Genomic DNA, 16,929 nt, shown 5'->3' on the forward strand with positions numbered 1-16,929 from the left:
GGAGAACACACCATGATCGGCCGACTCAGCGGCATCCTCCTGGAAAAGAACCCACCGCAGGTAGTTCTGGACGTGCACGGCATCGGCTACGAGCTCGACGTGCCGATGAGCACTTTCTACAACCTGCCGGCCAACGGTGAGCAGGTCAGCTTGCTGACCCACTTCGTCGTACGCGAAGATGGACAGTTTCTCTATGGATTCGCCAGCGAGCCCGAACGCTTCGCCTTTCGCCAGTTGCTGAAGATCTCCGGAGTCGGCGCGCGCCTGGCGCTGTCGGTGCTCTCCGGTCTCTCGGTGAGCGACCTGGCACAGGTGGTCGCCCGGCAGGAGGTCGGACGCCTGACCAAAGTACCCGGCATCGGCACCAAGACCGCCGAACGTCTCCTGCTCGAGCTCAAGGGGAAGCTCGCCGACGCGCTGCCAGCGAGCATCGCGCCTGCCGACGGAGCCCGCAGTGACATTCTCAATGCCCTGCTGGCACTGGGTTACAATGATCGGGAAGCGGCCGCGGCGATGAAACTTCTGCCCGATGAGACGACCACCTCCGACGGCATTCGCCAGGCGCTGAAGCTGCTGTCAAGAGTCTGAATCGACAATGAATCCGGGCCATAAACAACTCATCCAGATTGCCCTCGTCGCGCTGCTGCTGATCGGCTGCATCGCCGTGCTGCTGCCGTTCACCGGCACCCTGCTTTTCGCAATTGTCATTTGCGTGACGACGCTGCCGATCCGCAACCGTCTGCTCAGGCTTTGCCGCGGACGCAGCAACCTCGCCGCGCTGCTGGTGTCGATCTTGCTGCTGCTGCTGCTCGTCGCACCGATGGCCTTGCTGTCGGGGTCGCTCGCCGACGGTGTCGAGATTGCCATTCGTTACCTCAAGCCCCTGATGGAGCATGGTCTGCCCGCCACCCCGCCAGCGTGGCTGATCAGCATGCCGATCGTCGGCACCGATATCGCGAGTTACTGGCACGAACTGATCGAAAGCCGCGAGGAGATGAACAACCTCCTGCGCCAGTTCCTCGATCCGACGCGCAAGCTGGCGCTGGCTGCCGTGGCACTCTTCGCCCAGGGCTTGCTGCAACTCGTGCTGGTCATCTTCTTCGTTTTCTTCATCTTCCGTGACGCGCACATCTATGTGGAAGCATTGCATACGGGCAGTCGCATGCTCGCCGGCGATCTCGGCGAGCGCATGCTGGCGCTGGTCGAGGGAACGGTCACCGGCGTCATGGCAGGAATCGTCGGCACCGCGGCGGCGCAAGCCGTAGTGGGAATGGTCGGCTTCATCATCGCCGGCGTGCCGGGCATCGTCATCCTGACCGTGGCGACTTTCTTCTTCTCGATGGTCCCGGTTGTCGGTGCCACGCTGATCTGGCTGGGTGCAGCCGTCTGGCTCTACAACGAAGGCCAAGCCGGCTGGGCCGTTTTCATGGTGCTCTGGGGAATGTTCGGCATCAGCAGCGTAGACAACTTCCTCAAGCCGGTGCTGATTTCACGCACTGCCAGCCTGCCGCTGCTGCTGATCGTCGTCGGTGTCTTTGGCGGCGTTCTCGTTTTCGGATTCATCGGCCTGTTCCTCGGTCCGACCCTGCTTGCCCTCGGTCAGGTGCTGATCCGTGAATGGCTGGCGCATGCTGGTCCCGACGTCGAGCGGCCGGCGAGTCGGGAGGGCATTGCCCAATGATCGAAACCGACGACATCGATAGCGTACCCGCTGACCGCCTGCTTTCGCCGGTGTCGAAGTCGACTCAGGAAGAAGCCATCGAGCGGGCCCTGCGCCCCCGATGCCTGGCGGACTACGTCGGACAGGCAAAAATCCGCGAACAGTTGTCGATCTTCATTGAAGCGGCCAGGCGACGCAACGACACGCTGGACCATGTCCTCCTGTTCGGTCCACCGGGTCTCGGCAAGACGACGCTGGCGCATATCGTCGCCGCCGAAATGGGAGTCAACCTGCGCTCGACATCGGGCCCGGTACTCGAACGGGCTGGCGACCTGGCGGCGATTCTGACCAACCTCGAACCGCGCGACGTCCTGTTCATCGACGAAATCCACCGTCTCTCGCCGGTCGTCGAGGAGATTCTCTATCCGGCGCTGGAAGATTTCCAGATCGACATCATGATCGGCGAAGGCCCGGCAGCACGCTCCGTCAAGCTCGATCTCCCCCCCTTCACGCTGGTCGGTGCGACGACGCGCGCCGGCATGCTGACCAATCCGCTGCGCGACCGATTCGGGATCGTTTCCCGGCTCGAGTTCTACACGCCCGAAGAACTGACTTTGATCGTCACCCGCTCGTCGCAGCTCCTCAAGGTACCGATCGATCAGGAGGGAGCGCTGGAAATCGCCCGACGCTCGCGCGGCACGCCGCGCATCGCCAACCGCTTGCTGCGCCGCGTGCGCGATTTTGCCGAGGTCAGGGCGAACGGCCAGATCTCGCGCGAAGTCGCCGATCTGGCGCTGCTGATGCTCGATGTCGACCACGGCGGGCTGGACGTGATGGACCGCAAGCTGCTGTCGGCGGTCATCGACAAGTTCGGTGGCGGTCCGGTCGGCGTCGACAATCTGGCTGCCGCCATCGGCGAGGCGCGCGATACGATCGAGGACGTTCTCGAACCGTTCCTGATCCAGCAAGGCTTCCTGCAACGCACCCCGCGTGGCCGGGTCGCGACGGCGGCGGTTTACCGCCACCTCGGCCTCGACAGCCTGCTTGGCGAAGCGCAGGGCGAGCTCTGGCGGTCACCCTGAGCGGGAGCGACGAAAGCTTGTCGTCACAAACACTCACATTCGCCAGCAGCATGCGGCACTAGAATCCTATTCGGCCATGAAACACGAGCAGAAGCCCAACGCCTTCACCATTCCGGTTCGCATCTACTACGAGGACACCGACGCCGGCGGGGTCGTCTACTATGCCAACTATCTGAAATTCTTCGAGCGTTGCCGTACCGAATGGCTACGCGAGATCGGCCATCAGCAGGCGGATTTGCTGCGCGACCCGGGGATCGCGTTCGTCGTCCGCCGGGTCAGCGTCGAGTACCTGAAACCGGCACGCCTGGACGATCAACTGGTCGTCGGCCTCGAAGTGGAGAGAATCAGCCGCGCGCAGATTTTCTTTCGCCAGCACATCCGGCGCGCCGATGAGGCCAACGCAGGCGGCTGGGAAGAACTGGTCAGCGCCGCCATCCACATCGTTTGTGTAAACTCGGCGCTGATGAAAGCGACTTCGATCCCCACTCTCCTGCGGTCCAAACTGGAAGCCCTGCAATGAATGTTTCGCAAGACCTCTCGATTCTGCACCTCATCCTCAATGCCAGTGCCGTCGTGCAGGCCGTCATGCTGCTGCTCGCCGGCGTCTCCTTCATGTCCTGGTACTACATCTTCCGCAAGTGGTTCACCGTGAAAGCAGCGCGCGCGCAGACCGAGCAGTTCGAACGCGACTTCTGGAGTGGTGGGGATCTGAATAGCCTCTACCAGAGCGCGATCAACGATCGCCACAGTACCGGCAACATGGAGCGCATCTTCGAAGCCGGCTTTCGCGAATTCACGAAACTGCGCAGCCAGAAGAACCTCGACCCGAAGGACGTGATCGACGGCTCGCGGCGCGCCATGCGTGCGACCTACCAGCGCGAGATGGACAGCATCGACTCACACCTCGCCTTTCTCGCTTCGGTCGGCTCGGTGAGCCCATACGTCGGCCTGTTCGGGACCGTCTGGGGAATCATGCACTCCTTCCGCGGCCTCTCCAACGTCGGCCAAGCGACGCTCGCCGCCGTCGCTCCCGGCATTGCCGAAGCCCTGGTGGCGACGGCCATCGGCCTGTTTGCGGCGATTCCGGCGGTGGTCGCCTACAACCGTTTCGCGCACGAGATCGATCGGCTCTCGTCGCGCTTCGAGTCCTTCATGGAGGAGTTCTCGAACATCCTGCAACGGCAGATGAGGTAAGGCCATGCGTCCGCGTCGTCTGAAGAACGAAATCAACGTCGTCCCTTACATCGACGTCATGCTGGTGCTGCTGGTCATTTTCATGGTGACGGCACCGATGATGACCACCGCCACCATCGATGTGCCTTCGGTCGGCAAGGCGGCACAGCCGCCCGCCGAAGCGCTGCAGGTGCTGGTGCGTGCCGACCAGACGTTGGCGTTGCTTGCCCCCGGCAAGCCGGAGCGCGCGCTGACGCGCGAGGAGCTGTCGCAGGCGATTCGTGCCGCGCAGCAGAAGAACCCCGAACAAGCAGTGGTCATTGCCGGCGACAAGAAGGTCAGGTATGAAGCCGTCCTCAAGGTGATGGACGACTTGCAGCAGCAACAGGTCAAACGCATCGGCCTCCTCGTTCAGCCGACGGGCAAGTGAGTCCCTGATCTGTGGAAGCTGTCGAGCCCATCATCCGGCCACCGCAGGACGACCCGGCGAAATGGCGATCGCTGGCGCTCTCGGCGACCGTCCATGTGCTGTTGATCGGTGCGCTCTTTCTCGGCGTGCAGTGGAAGAGCAAGCCGCCAAGCTCGGTCGAGGTCGAGGTCTGGCGTGCCGCTCCGGCGCCGATGGTCACCAGCCAACCCGAGCCGCAACCGGAAGCGAAACCCGCGCCCAAGCCGGAGCCAAGACCCGAGCCGAAGCCGGAACCCAAACCTGAACCGAAGCCGACTCCGAAGCCGGAACCTGTTCCGGAGCCAAAGCCCGAACCGAAGCCGGAACCCAAACCCATCGCCAAGGCGCTGCCAAAACCTGAGCCACGCGTGGAGCCCAAACCACCGATCAAGCCGGACATTCCGCTGAAGGAAGACAGAAAACCAAAGGAGCCGCCGAAAAAGGAAGAGCCAAAGCCCAAAGAGCTACCGAAGAAGGAAGAGCCCAAAGCGAAGGAGCTGCCCAAGAAAGAGGAGCCCAAGGCCAAGGAACCACCACGCAAGGAGGAGCCGAAGCCGAAGGAGCCACCGCGGAAGGAAGAGCCCAGGAAACCGGAACCCGAGCGCCGACCAGATGCTCGCGATGAGGCGGCACGCGAGCTAAAGGAAGTGCAAAAGCTGAAGGCCGACCAGAAGGCAGCCGAGGACCAGCGTGCCCGCGCCGAAGCCGAGGCGCGACAGCGCAAGCAACTCCAGGCCGAACAAGCGGCGACAGAAAGGGCACGCGCGCAGTCGCTCGACGACGAAGCGTACAAGCAGAGCATTCGCCTCAAGATTCGCGGCAACGTCTCGCTGCCACCCGGAATTCAGGGTAATCCGAAATCCGAGTTCGAGGTGACTCAGCTGCCAACGGGTGACGTACTTGATGTAAGGCTTCTCCGATCCAGTGGCAACCCCGCGCTCGACGCTGCCGTCGAGCGGGCTATCCGCAAGTCTTCGCCCTTGCCGAAGCCTGCCCAGCCTGAACTGTTCAAGCGTGTTCTGCGGCTATCCTACAAGCCGCAAGACGATTAGCGAAACGCGCCGGCGCTCTGCAAACGGACCATCGACTTGAGCCCACAGCAACTCGACATCTTCCTCGATTCACGAGAGACCACACTCGCCAATGACGTGATCACCACCTTGTGTGCGCACGACTGCGACAGCACCGCGCAGAGCATCTCCCGCCTGCGTGCCGAAGCGCCGGCGCAAAGGGATCTGGCGGCATTCGAAAGTCTTCACGCTTTCCTCACGCTCTTCCTGCAGAGCTTGCGGGAAGCAGGTTCTTCGGGGCTGCCGCCGGAGGTCATCGCCACCCTGCGAGAACTCCTCGAAACCCGGGTCACACTTCTTGCCACGGTACTGGGCCACGCGGCAGGAGGCTTTCTCAGGCGCTTCTGGCTACTGCTGGCACGCGCGGCAGATCATCCGTTCGACCCCGACCGACCCGAACTGCACGCCGCCGCCCTGTTCCTGCGCGCGCAGGCATACGATGAGCTGGACGCCGCCGCGAACAGCATCGTCGGTCACTCGACGCAGCGCGCCGTCCTGCGCTGGCGCGCCATCGGCCGCTATCGCCTGGTCGGCCTGAAGGGCGCGCGACTGCCGATTTTCCTGCTCGCCTGGCACGCTGCCGACGCCTTCCCGGACTTGCTCAAGACCCTCGGTGACTCGCTGCTCGACCAGGATTGGCAAGCATTTGAGGCGGACGTCGAGGAACTCGACGCAAGCTGGTTTCCAGCCTGGTATCTCGTCGCTCACCCAGAGTCGGCCAGCGATGTCGCCGCGCAACTCGCCCAAGACAATGCCGCCGCTCGTGTTGAAATCCCGGCGCGGCAGGCCTGCCTGCTGCTGCCACGCATTCTCGACCTCGAGAAGCACGGTCACAGCCGCGTTCTGGTCGACCTGCGCGCCCGCCTGCGCAACACCGATGCCCGGTTTTTTGCCGCCTACATGCGCTCGCGCAGCGTCCGCCATCGCTGACGCAACCGCCGGCAACGGGTGAAATGCCTGCCGTCTGCCACAAGCGACGCAACAAGATCACGCTTCGTTACAAATTGCGGACATTCAGAGGCGATATAATCGCGCATTCTGTCCTGGACTCCCCCATGTTTCCCATCGTTCCCACAATTCGTCGGATCGTCCTGCTGGCGGTCGCTGCGCTGGCTCTGTTGCAGGGATCCGCGCAGGCCCAACTGACGATCGAGATAACCGGCGCCGGTGCCAACCGCATTCCGGTTGCCATTGCCGAGTTTGGCGGTGAGGCCAGCGCTGCGCGTATCGTCACCTCGGTCGTGCGTGCCGACCTCGAACGCAGCGGCCTTTTCAAGATGATCGACACGAGCGGTGCCGCGATGACCGAGGCATCGACGCCAGCTTATGACGAGTGGAAGAGCCGGGGCGCCGATGCCCTGGCTGCCGGCAGCATCGGCGAGGGTGCCGACGGTCGCAAGGAGGCGCGCTTCCGACTCTACGACGTCAACAAGGCGGGCGTTCTCGGCGGTTCGGCGTTCGTGACCTCGAAGCCGATGTTGCGCGCCACCGGCCATCGTATCGCCGACATCATCTACGAGAAGCTGACCGGCGAGCCCGGCATCTTCTCGACACGTGTGGCCTATGTGGTCAGGGCAAGCGCCTCGCGCTACGAACTGCACATCGCCGACGCCGATGGACAGAACGCGCAGGTTGCACTGATCTCGAAGGAACCGATCATCTCGCCCTCGTGGTCGCCCGACGGCGGCCGTCTGGCCTACGTCTCCTTCGAGAACAAGAAGCCAATTGTCTACGTTCACTCGCTTGCCTCGGGCAAGCGCATTGTCGCCGCCAACTTCAAGGGTTCGAACTCGGCGCCGGCCTGGTCGCCGGACGGCCGCAAACTGGCTGTGGTGCTGAGCAAGGACGGCGGCTCGCAGATCTTCACCGTCAATGCCGACGGCTCGGGTGTGCAGCGACTGACGACAGCCAGCGCGATCAACACCGAGCCGAACTTCTCGCCGGATGGACAGTACGTCTATTTCACATCCGATCGTGGCGGCAGCCCGCAGATCTATCGCGTCGGCGTCGGCGGTGGCGACGCACAGCGGGTGAGCTTCGAAGGCAGTTACAATGTGACTCCGCGGCTGTCGCCGGACGGCAAGTCGATGGCCTTCATCAGCCGGCGTGACGGCAGCTTTCGCCTGAGCGTGATGGATCTTGCCAGCAAGCAGGTGCAGGTGCTGACCGACTCGCACAAGGATGAGTCACCCAGCTTTTCGCCGAATGGTCGCATGATCCTGATTGCCACCGAGCAAGGCGGCCGCGGCGTACTCTCTGCGGTATCGATCGACGGCCGTATCAAACAACGCCTGTCCATTTCGGCAGGTGACGTTCGCGAACCGGCGTGGAGCCCCTTCAACAAGTAACAGCGATTCACTTTGATTCGGAATATTCCGCAGGAGAAACACCATGAAACGACTCCTCATCCCAGCGGCTCTCGCGCTTCTGCTTGCTGCCTGCAGTTCTACACCCGACAGCAGCGACAAGGCAGGCGGCGCTCCCGTCGAGACGCGCGGCGGGTCGGGAGGCGTGACCACGGTCACCACCGGCGGTGTCGAAAGCCGCGGGCTGCCGGCAGTGCTGACCGACCCGACGAGCATTCTCTCGAAGCGCAGCGTCTACTTCGACTTCGACAGCTACGAAGTCAAGAGCGAATACAAGGATCTGGTAACCGCCCATGCCAAGTTCCTCACTGACAATCGTCAGTTCAAGATGCTGATTCAGGGCAATACCGACGAACGCGGCAGTCGCGAATACAATCTAGCGCTGGGCCAGAAGCGCGCCGACGCGGTGCGCAAGATGCTGACCCTGCTCGGTGCCCGCGAGGATCAGCTGGAGTCGGTCAGCCTTGGCGAAGAGAAGCCAAAGAATGAAGGGCACGACGAGAGTGCCTGGGCACAGAACCGGCGCGGCGACATGCTCTACAGCGGCGAGTTCTAGGATGCCAGCGACGGCCATTGCTGGCTGGTTGGGCAGGGAGCGCGTCCAGACGATTGTCCTGCTGCTCCTCGCACTCGGCTCGGCGCCGGTGCAGGCCGGCCTCTTTGACGACGACGAAGCGCGGCGCCAGCTCAAGGACTTGTCGATCAAGACCAATGATCGTCTGGATACGGTATCGAAAGGGCAGATCGAGCTCGCCAACCAGATTCAGACACTACGCGACGAGAATGCTCGCCTGCGTGGACAGGTCGAGACGCTGACCTACGAGCTGGAATCAGCCAGGAAGAGGCAGCAGGACTTCTATGTCGATCTCGACGGGCGTCTGCGCAAGCTCGAGCCCCAGATGGCGACGAGCGCCGAGGCAAAACCCGCGGAGGAAAGCAAGCCACCCGTCGAAGCGCCCAGGAAGGCAGCCGCCAGCGATCCGGCCGCCGAAGCGCGCGAGTACGAAGCAGCGCTAAATCTCTTCAGAGCCAACAAGCTGAAGGAAGCGGCCGCGGCTTTCGACGCCTTTGCCCGCGCCCACCCGGACAGCGCGCTGACGCCAAGCGCGTACTACTGGCTGGGTAACGCGCATTACGCGCTGCGTGACTGCAAGAAGGCGATCGATGCACACCGTGTGGTGGTCGCCAAGTGGCCGGCCAACCCCAAGGCACCGGATGCGCTGCTCAACGTGGCCACCTGCCAGCAGGAACTCGCCGATGCCAAGGGGGCGAAAGGCACGCTGGAGGCCCTGGTGGCCAAGTATCCGGACAGCACGGCGGCGACTACCGCCCGACAACGCCTCAAGAAGTAGGCGGTTGAAGGCCTCAGGCAAGCCGCTGTCGCTGAAGATCAGCGAGATCTTCCTGTCCCTGCAAGGTGAGACTTCTCGCGTCGGGCTGCCGACGGTTTTCGTTCGCCTGACCGGCTGCCCCTTGCGTTGCGTCTGGTGCGACACGGCGTATGCCTTTGCCGGCGGCCGGACGATGACGCTGCCCGACATCCTCGCCGAGGTAGCGCGACACGACGTACGCCACGTTTGCGTCACCGGCGGTGAGCCTCTCGCCCAGCCGGCGTGCCTGGCCTTGCTGAGCGAATTGTGCGACACCGGCTATGCCGTGTCTTTGGAAACCTCGGGCGCGCTCGACATCGGCGGCGTCGATCAACGGGTTGCGCGAATCGTCGACCTGAAAGCCCCCGGCTCCGGCGAGTCAGACCGCAACCTTTGGGCGAACCTGTCGCTGCTGAACAGTGGCGACGAGATCAAGTTCGTCCTCGCGCATCGAGCCGACTACGAATGGGCGCGGCAAGTGATCGTCGAGCGCCGTTTGGCCGACGTCTGTCCGCTGCTCTTCTCCCCGGTCGCGGGGGAACTTGCGGCGTCGACACTGGCGGAATGGATTCTTGCCGATCGCCTGCCCGTGCGCTTTCAGTTGCAGCTGCACAAGGTGCTTTGGGGTAACATGCGAGGCAAGTGAGCCCTGCGAGCCAAACGCCATGACCGACGACCGCCGTCACTATTCCCGTATCGCCTTCGCGTCGCCAGCGCAACTGCTGGTCGATCAACAGCACTTGGCGGTACGTCTGCTCGACATTTCCCTGAAGGGAGCGCTCATCAGCCTGCCGGAGGGTGCTGATCTGCGAACCGGTGCCGCGTGCCTGCTGCATGTTCAACTCGACGAGACCGGCGATGCGATTTCCATGCAGGCCACCGTCGCGCATGGCGATACGCGGCAGGCTGGCCTCGTCTGCAACACCATCGACATCGACAGCGTCACCCATCTGCGCCGCCTGGTCGAACTCAATCTCGGCGACGCGGACCTCTTGCAACGCGAACTCTCGGCACTGGTTTCCGAGTAGTCGTCTCCCTGCACGACAAACAAGCCCTCGGGGTACAGCCGCTGACCGCTCCGCGGCAGCCACCGGCACGCGCGCGACCTGAGCGAACCGGCGGACGCTGCCAGCCGGCAGCGAGATAAATCGCCATCGCCGGGCGACAGACCGCCACCTCTCTTCACCCGGCTGCGTACCTGCCCTGCCTGCTCTCGGCTTCTCGGCTGCAGCGCTTGCTGGCTACCTACGCCGAGGCGGGGATGAGCAGATAGACGCCCAGTCCAAGCATCACCAGTCCTGCCAGCAGCTTGAGCAATCGTCCCTCGTTTTCCTGCAGCCGGCGTTGGCTCAACGTCGCGACGCCGACGCCGAGAATGACCATATCGTCGAGCATGTACATCAAATTGTAGAGCAGCAGATAGCCATAGTAGCTGGCATTGTCGAGCTGGCGCAGCGTGAGTATGCGCGTGTAAAGAGCCGGAAAGCCCGAGGTACACAGCAATTCGACGATCTGCACCAGCACCGCCAACACCGCGGTGCCAAGCAGAGCCGGCCAGAGGCGATCGGCACGAAGGATGGCGCGCAAGCGGGCATAGATTCCCGGCTTGGCCGCTGCCGGAATCGACAGCGTGATGGCGCGTCCGAAGGCCACGAAATCCTTCAGGTTGATCGCACCAGCAATGATGGCCAGCAACGCGATCACGATCTCCGAGATGCGTGACAGGCCGATCAGCAGGAACACGTTCAGCCAGGCAGCCATGAAGGCGAAATAGGCGACTCCCTCGATGGCGACGAAGGTGCCGGCGATGGCCAGCATCCGGCGTCGATCGCCGAGCGACGCGAGCATCGAGATCATCAGGATCAGTACCCACATCGAGCAGGGATTGAAGCCGTCGAGCAGACCGATGATGATCGTGAACAACGGCAAGCCGAGATCGTTGACGCCGATCTGCCGGCCAACAAAGGGAATGTCGACCGAATCGCCGGCTGCCGGCTTGCATTCGCCTGCCTCAGCGAGGCCGCAAGTTTCGCCGGCGGCGACGGGGAATCGCGCCTGATCGAGCGCCGCGCGTATCTGCGCTCCGGTCGTCGCCGGCGTATCGAAACCGACGATGAGGGCGGCACCAATACGGATCGTCGGTACGCCGGGTTGCGTGATGCCGGCGTTGCGCGAGAGCTCATCGAGGCGCGCGAGCGCGTCAGGGTCGCGCCGGATATCGACCAGGGTAACGCGCAGGCCTGGCCGCTCACGCTCTAGGTCGGCGAGAAAGCGCTTGGCCGCCTCGCAATGCGGACAGCCTTCCCTGACGAAGACCTCGATCTCCGGCAGCACGCTTCCTTCCGCTTCCGCCGCCGCAATCGCCTGACCCGCGCATAGCGCCGTCAGCCAGAGGATCGCACCGAGCAGGTGGATGACGGGGAAGCAGGACCGCGCAAGGGATGAACTCTGCCGCATGCGAACAGTATAGGTGCGTATTTCGCGGAACGTGACCGGTGGTTTCGCCTCATCGTGACCGGTGGAGAGATGCCGCATGGATAGTGTTGAATGTTACCTCAATCGGTCACGCTTTTGATGAAATGGCGGTCACGCTCTCGTGAAATCACCGGTCACGATGGCGTGAAATACGCATATAGGCCGGAACTGGCGCGCGGCAGCTTTGCGGGCCCTGGGCAACGGCAAAGAAGTCAATCGCCCGAGTGAGCAAGCGACTTGCTATTCCGGTATCACCGGCACCTGGACGAGCCTTACTGCACACCAGCCGCGCTTACCAGTCAGAGCGCCGCATTCCGAGTTTCTGATGGCACCTGGGGAAGGTCCCGCAGCCCCAGAAATCGTGTCGGCCGGCCTTGCCCGACACTCGCTTCATCTTGACGCCGCAACTCGGACAGGACGGAACGTTGTAATCACCTGCGGTCGCAAAGTCCAGCAGAGCATCTTGCGACTCGACAGGTAGTCGCTTGATCATCACCAACAGCATCTGCCCATCAATGAGAGTGATCCGGTTGCTCCTGGCAAACGCCTTCGCGTCCTCGGAAAACTGGCTACTCGTCATGAGAAAAGCCTTATCGATCTTCTCGTGGGTCATCACCCCCAGGAGTTCTCGGACAGGCTTGACGCCGACGAAACGCGCGCCCCACGCCTTGCACTGGACAACGGCTGTCACATCCTCGCCGTCGCCTTGGTACAGCCGAACATCGACACCACCATCTGCGCCCAAGCTCGTCGCTCGGCTTCGTATTCCCTTGGCTGCGTAGAATCGCTGGCACAGATCTTCGAACCGCTTCCATTCGATGTCGCGCAGCAAGTCCAAAGACCACTCCATTGGTCTGGATGTTGCGATCGATTCTGCAGGTGCGGAAAGACTGTAGAGAGGCTCACCCAAGAGTCCTCGTCCGACTGGCGCACTCGGTCGCGCGTTGGGCCATTCCATATCGACGGGTTCGCGTCGTTCCTGCGGTCGGTCGCTGGCGGCCTCGGCTGTGCTCTGCGACCCCGGACGGGGTGCGTCGCCCAGGAAAGGCTCGCGAACCGTTGACGCCTCCCTGGCTACCGCCCTTTTCTGAATGGCCAAAGCCACGATGCCGATCAGCAGGAATACGCTGGAGAAAAGCCACGCGATCCCCGACAAGCTCATTGCTATCGGCTTGAGGTACATACTTGATGACCACATGACAGGCAGAATCCACCTTAAACCGACAAAACAGAGAAGCGCGAGGACGATACTCACCTGCCAAGGCAGATCTATGAGAGCGTCAGCCAGGGACTCACTTTTCCTGCCTCTTCGGGCCATCGCAGAAACCGATCTGGTATTGATTCCGAATTGTACAACTGGCTACTAGGCTGAAGAAGGATGCCGGTGCGGTTGAGCGACTGCCGATGCCTGCGGCTACATCACCTCGAAAATCACACTCATTGGTTCGCTACCACTGTGGCTTCGGTAGCTCACCGATCCGTGATAGACGAATCTCGCCGCCGTACGGCCCGCCAACCGCGCGTCACGCACAAACAGGTGGATGCTCATGCCGAGCCGCTGGTGGTCGATGATCTCCCGGCCCCGCTTGCTCGTCGGCGAACTTGAGTTCTGGCTTTGCCAATGGAAGCTGTGCTCATCTAGCCAATGGTCGAGGTAGCGATGGTCCTCGGATTTGCCCTGCTTGTTGAGGGTCACCAATAGGATGTGAGCCTTCCGCGCCGTCAGAACGACATGCCCGCTGTTCCAGTTGCCGGGATTGAACGTCTCGCCAAACAGCGGCGGAATCTCCTCGCGCAGCCAGGCTTGGCCAATGGCCATCTCCAGTGGGTCGATAACTGCCTTGAACCTAGCCAACGTCCGCATTTCATCGCTGGCAGGCAGATCGCGGTAGTCCGGGTTGTTGGCTTTGAGGAGATAGCGGCCATCCGCCGTCTTGTGCACGACACGCAAGAGATACTGGTCGTCGCCGGCCGCATCTTGGCGCTCGATCGCCAGGACGCAGCCGGTGATCGACCCGGCGCTGCCGGCACCGAGGTGTTCCAGCAACAAATAGTCGCCGTTGCGAATCGGCTCCTTGCCGCCATCCATCGAGTTGCCCGAGGCGCGCGCGATGAAGTGGCGTGCCGGGTCAAGGCGACCATGGCCCGAGCCCACAGATCGGAACTCCGGCGCGTCAGCGCTGCCTGTCCGGAAATGCCCGCACGCGATCCTGAGGTTGGGGAAGAAGGGCAACTCGATGCGGGACAGCGCGGCACCACCCGCAGGCCGCCGAAGGTGAATTACGTTGTCGGGGGCTTGTTCCTGCGGGCGTCGCGTCTCGTACGCCGCGAGACGGTAATCTACCAGTTCCTGAACGAGTGCAGAGAAAGGCTCCAACTGATCTGCAGGGAGGCTGAAGTTCGGGGCCAAACGTTGATCTTCAACTCTGAAGAAAGCACTGGTCGCCTCCGCCAGATTCCCGCCGATCCATGCGTTGACCGGATTGCCCAGCCAATAGCGTTGCCAGGCGGCGTCTGTGCCGTCGGCTAGCACCGCCATTTCCGCCGGCAGATCGGCAAGCAGCGGACGCCTACGCTGTAAGACCCGCCACGAGCGTTCGGCCAGCGCGGAAAGTGTTGGCGGTTTCAGCCAGCCCCCGAGTTCCTGCAAGGCTTCCAGCATGACCATCTTGAAGCTGCGGGTCATACGGGTTGCCTCGACTTCTCGCAGGAAGGGCAACTGGAACGTGGCGGCTGCCGATTCTGCCTGGGTTAGGTCACCCATTGCCTGCAACAATTCAAACCAACTGCCGAACTGCCTGCGCATCGTCTGGACGTTGGCACCCGATCGGTAGAACTCGCTGAGGCAGGGGCGCCGGCCAAGGCCTTCCTTGAGCGCTGCATAGTCCTTCTCGGTACCTTTACCATCGAGCGACTTCAGGAACTCGATCAATTGGAGGTCATAGTTGACGAAGCAGCCTGCGGGCAGAACCAAACGTTGCTGCTCGACCTGGCGAGCAAATTCCGCCAATTGCCGATAGCTGGCGCCCACGTTGAGTAACGCTGCGGGCTTATGCAGGAAACTGTGGTGGTTGCCGATGAAGTCAAGAACGACCAGCCGCTCCTTCTCAGTGGTCTTGCGCAGCCCTCGCCCGAGTTGTTGGAGGAAGAGTACTTTAGATTCGGTGGGGCGCAACATCATTACCGTGTCGATTGCCGGCAGGTCAACCCCTTCGTTGAAGAGATCGACGGAGAAGATCACCCAAAGGCGGCGATCGCGCAATTGTGCCAAGGCATCGCCGCGACTCATTGACGAGCCGGAATAGACCGCAGCGGCCGCCACGCCAGCCTGAAGGAAGTGCGCCGCCATGAACTCGGCATGGCGGATCGACATGCAGAAGGCGAGCGTACGTTGCTGACCGCGTTGCCGCCATTCACGTAGGGCATGGCGCGCACGCGCCAAAGTGGCGAGCTTGTTGGCAAGTTGCTCTGGATCGAAGCGGCCATTGCGCCAAGGGATTTCCCGATAGTCGACTGAATCGTCGTAAATGCCGTAGTAGTGAAAGGGAGCAAGCAAGCCGCAGTCAATACCCGCGAAGAGGTCGTGCGTGAAGACAAGGTTGTCATCGCACAGCGACAAGATGTCGGATTGATCGGTGCGGTCGGGCGTCGCCGTCAACCCGAGCAGGAAGCGGGGGGTGAAATAGCTGAGCAGACGCCGATAGGTGGCGGCAGCAGCGTGGTGGAATTCGTCGATGACGAGGTAGTCGAAATGCCCTGGCAGAAAACGCTCAAGGTGCGAGGAACGGCTGAGGGTCTGAACCGAAGCACACAGTACGTCGACCTCGACATCGCGTCGTTGCCCCACGTAGAAGCCGACGCGCGATTTGGGTCGGATACGCAGAAAGGTTTCTGCTGCCTGCTCAAGAATTTCTTCGCGGTGCGCGACAAACAAGACGCGGCGGGCACCTAGCTGTTCCGCATCGAAGACGGCCAGCCAAGTCTTGCCGAGGCCAGTAGCGAGTACGACCAGACCGCGCCGAAACCCCTGCCCGCGAGTCGCCTGCAACGCGGCCAGGGCGGCCAGTTGTACGCACGTTGCTCGCGGTGGCGCCTCCTGTTCCTGGCTGCCCGGCCCGACTGCCTGTGGGGGCGTAACTCTGCGGGCTTCATAGCGTTCGATCCACTCATCGGTCAGCAGAACTGTTCTCGGGTGCGTGAAAAGCCCCTCAAACTGCCGCTGAGCTTCGAGAAAGCCATCGTCGCCGGGATAGTCGATCCGGTAATTCCATTCCAAACCATCTTGCAGAGCTTGGCGGCTGATGTTGCTCGAACCGATAAACGCCGTGCCATGCAGTTGCCCGCTCTCGGCATAGCGAGCAAACAAGTACGCCTTCAGGTGAAAGCTACTGTTGGCCGCTTCGTACACGCGGACTTGCGCGCCTTTCTCCTGCAAGAGCAGGAGTAGACGCAGCGCATCCGGGTCGGTGATATCCAGATAGTCGCTGGTTACCACGCGGAGTCGCGCTGGACGATTCGAGGTTTGGAATGGAGAAGAGAGGGTGTCATGCAGGTCCGGCAAGAGCAGGCGCAGACCCGTAGCTTTGATGAAGGCAACAGCGAAATCAACTTCCGTCGCTCGGCTGATCGATTGGCAGAGGTGCGGCAAGAACGGGTTGTCGCCACCGGTAACCAACCTGCTCGCGCCAGCAGCGCGGCTAACCGCAATGGCGTTGATCCACTGCTCTTGCCGGCCGGGCCGTCGATCTGCGTTTATCCAGCAATCAAGTGCGTGCAAGCTCGGCAAAGCGGTCAGCCACGCCCGCAGGGTGGTTTCGTTGACATCCGTGTAGTGGCGACCAGCGTGCTGCCGCTCTCCCTCGCCGACCTTGAAGCTGAGGTAGAACGCTCCGCCCGGCTTGAGCGCCGACCACAAACTCTGCAGCGTCACTGGGATGTCGGCCGCGGGAAGATGAAGAAGGCTGGCGCAAGCCCAGATACCGTCGTAGAGAGCCTCTTCGGAAACGTCCGCGAAAGTCTTGACGGCGACGGGTTGCTCCAGATGGCGTGCAGCCAATTCCGCCAGACGTGGCGAAGCATCAAAGGCAACAACCCGGTAGTTGCGCGACAAGAACGCCTTGGCATCACGCCCTGAACCACAGCCTGCGTCGAGGATAAGTCCACCAGGAACGACATGCGCAAGGAAGCGCGCGTGCAGCGCGGACATATCGACATTCGCGGTCTCGGCAAAGAAGCTCGCAGCGTTCTCGTCGTAGTACGCCAGGGTGTTTGTCATCGGCTGAGTG

Annotated in this window: 16 protein-coding genes; 13 read left to right on the plus strand and 3 right to left on the minus strand. The window is 62.3% G+C overall.

Annotated elements, in window-relative coordinates; all coding sequences use genetic code 11:
* The first annotated feature begins 12 nt into the window (after positions 1-12).
* The 13 genes from ruvA to CAP2UW1_RS21005 all read left to right on the plus strand — a co-directional run bounded on the left by ruvA (position 13) and on the right by CAP2UW1_RS21005 (position 10,197).
* Entirely contained in the window at positions 13-588 is a 576-nt protein-coding gene (gene ruvA / locus CAP2UW1_RS20945; RefSeq protein ID WP_015768617.1) for a Holliday junction branch migration protein RuvA, read from the plus strand.
* 7 nt (positions 589-595) lie between these two features.
* Entirely contained in the window at positions 596-1,681 is a 1,086-nt protein-coding gene (locus tag CAP2UW1_RS20950; RefSeq protein ID WP_015768618.1) for an AI-2E family transporter, read from the plus strand.
* Positions 1,678-2,742 (plus strand): Holliday junction branch migration DNA helicase RuvB, encoded by a 1,065-nt coding sequence (gene ruvB / locus CAP2UW1_RS20955; RefSeq protein ID WP_015768619.1) that lies wholly within the window; start codon positions 1,678-1,680, stop codon positions 2,740-2,742. Before CAP2UW1_RS20950 ends, ruvB begins: the two co-directional genes overlap by 4 nt.
* A gap of 76 nt (positions 2,743-2,818) precedes the next feature.
* A complete protein-coding gene (gene ybgC, locus CAP2UW1_RS20960) occupies positions 2,819-3,262 on the plus strand; it encodes a tol-pal system-associated acyl-CoA thioesterase (RefSeq protein ID WP_015768620.1) in 444 nt (147 codons plus the stop codon).
* On the plus strand, positions 3,259-3,936 hold the full coding sequence (tolQ, locus tag CAP2UW1_RS20965) for a protein TolQ (protein ID WP_015768621.1): 678 nt from the start codon (positions 3,259-3,261) through the stop codon (positions 3,934-3,936). Before ybgC ends, tolQ begins: the two co-directional genes overlap by 4 nt.
* 4 nt (positions 3,937-3,940) lie before the next feature.
* Positions 3,941-4,345: a protein TolR gene (gene tolR, locus CAP2UW1_RS20970; RefSeq protein ID WP_015768622.1), complete on the plus strand. Its 405-nt coding sequence runs from the start codon at positions 3,941-3,943 to the stop codon at positions 4,343-4,345.
* An 11-nt stretch (positions 4,346-4,356) separates the two neighbouring features.
* Entirely contained in the window at positions 4,357-5,415 is a 1,059-nt protein-coding gene (gene tolA, locus CAP2UW1_RS20975; protein WP_015768623.1) for a cell envelope integrity protein TolA, read from the plus strand.
* Between the two features lie 36 nt (positions 5,416-5,451).
* Positions 5,452-6,363: a hypothetical protein gene (locus tag CAP2UW1_RS20980; protein WP_015768624.1), complete on the plus strand. Its 912-nt coding sequence runs from the start codon at positions 5,452-5,454 to the stop codon at positions 6,361-6,363.
* Between the two features lie 125 nt (positions 6,364-6,488).
* On the plus strand, positions 6,489-7,781 hold the full coding sequence (gene tolB, locus CAP2UW1_RS20985) for a Tol-Pal system beta propeller repeat protein TolB (protein WP_015768625.1): 1,293 nt from the start codon (positions 6,489-6,491) through the stop codon (positions 7,779-7,781).
* A 43-nt stretch (positions 7,782-7,824) separates the two neighbouring features.
* On the plus strand, positions 7,825-8,355 hold the full coding sequence (pal, locus tag CAP2UW1_RS20990; protein WP_015768626.1) for a peptidoglycan-associated lipoprotein Pal: 531 nt from the start codon (positions 7,825-7,827) through the stop codon (positions 8,353-8,355).
* Between the two features lies 1 nt (position 8,356).
* On the plus strand, positions 8,357-9,151 hold the full coding sequence (ybgF, locus tag CAP2UW1_RS20995; protein WP_015768627.1) for a tol-pal system protein YbgF: 795 nt from the start codon (positions 8,357-8,359) through the stop codon (positions 9,149-9,151).
* A 4-nt stretch (positions 9,152-9,155) separates the two neighbouring features.
* The gene (gene queE / locus CAP2UW1_RS21000) at positions 9,156-9,815 is read left to right on the plus strand and encodes a 7-carboxy-7-deazaguanine synthase QueE (RefSeq protein ID WP_015768628.1); all 660 of its coding nucleotides are present in this window, start codon (positions 9,156-9,158) and stop codon (positions 9,813-9,815) included.
* 19 nt (positions 9,816-9,834) lie between these two features.
* The gene (locus CAP2UW1_RS21005; RefSeq protein WP_015768629.1) at positions 9,835-10,197 is read left to right on the plus strand and encodes a PilZ domain-containing protein; all 363 of its coding nucleotides are present in this window, start codon (positions 9,835-9,837) and stop codon (positions 10,195-10,197) included.
* Between the two features lie 217 nt (positions 10,198-10,414).
* On the opposite strand, the gene CAP2UW1_RS21010 is transcribed toward CAP2UW1_RS21005, so the two are convergent.
* From CAP2UW1_RS21010 to CAP2UW1_RS21020, 3 genes are all read right to left on the minus strand, one after another.
* Positions 10,415-11,626 carry a glutaredoxin family protein gene (locus CAP2UW1_RS21010; RefSeq protein ID WP_015768630.1) on the minus strand — a complete coding sequence of 404 codons (1,212 nt, stop codon included), beginning with the start codon at positions 11,624-11,626 and terminating at the stop codon, positions 10,415-10,417.
* A gap of 310 nt (positions 11,627-11,936) precedes the next feature.
* On the minus strand, positions 11,937-12,827 hold the full coding sequence (locus CAP2UW1_RS21015) for a restriction endonuclease (protein WP_291912444.1): 891 nt from the start codon (positions 12,825-12,827) through the stop codon (positions 11,937-11,939).
* A 231-nt stretch (positions 12,828-13,058) separates the two neighbouring features.
* Positions 13,059-16,919, minus strand: coding sequence for a DUF3427 domain-containing protein (locus tag CAP2UW1_RS21020; protein WP_015768632.1), 3,861 nt, complete (start codon positions 16,917-16,919; stop codon positions 13,059-13,061).
* Between the last annotated feature and the right edge of the window lie 10 nt (positions 16,920-16,929).

The organism is Candidatus Accumulibacter phosphatis (assembly GCF_000024165.1).
Classification (GTDB): Bacteria; Pseudomonadota; Gammaproteobacteria; order Burkholderiales; family Rhodocyclaceae; genus Accumulibacter; species Accumulibacter phosphatis.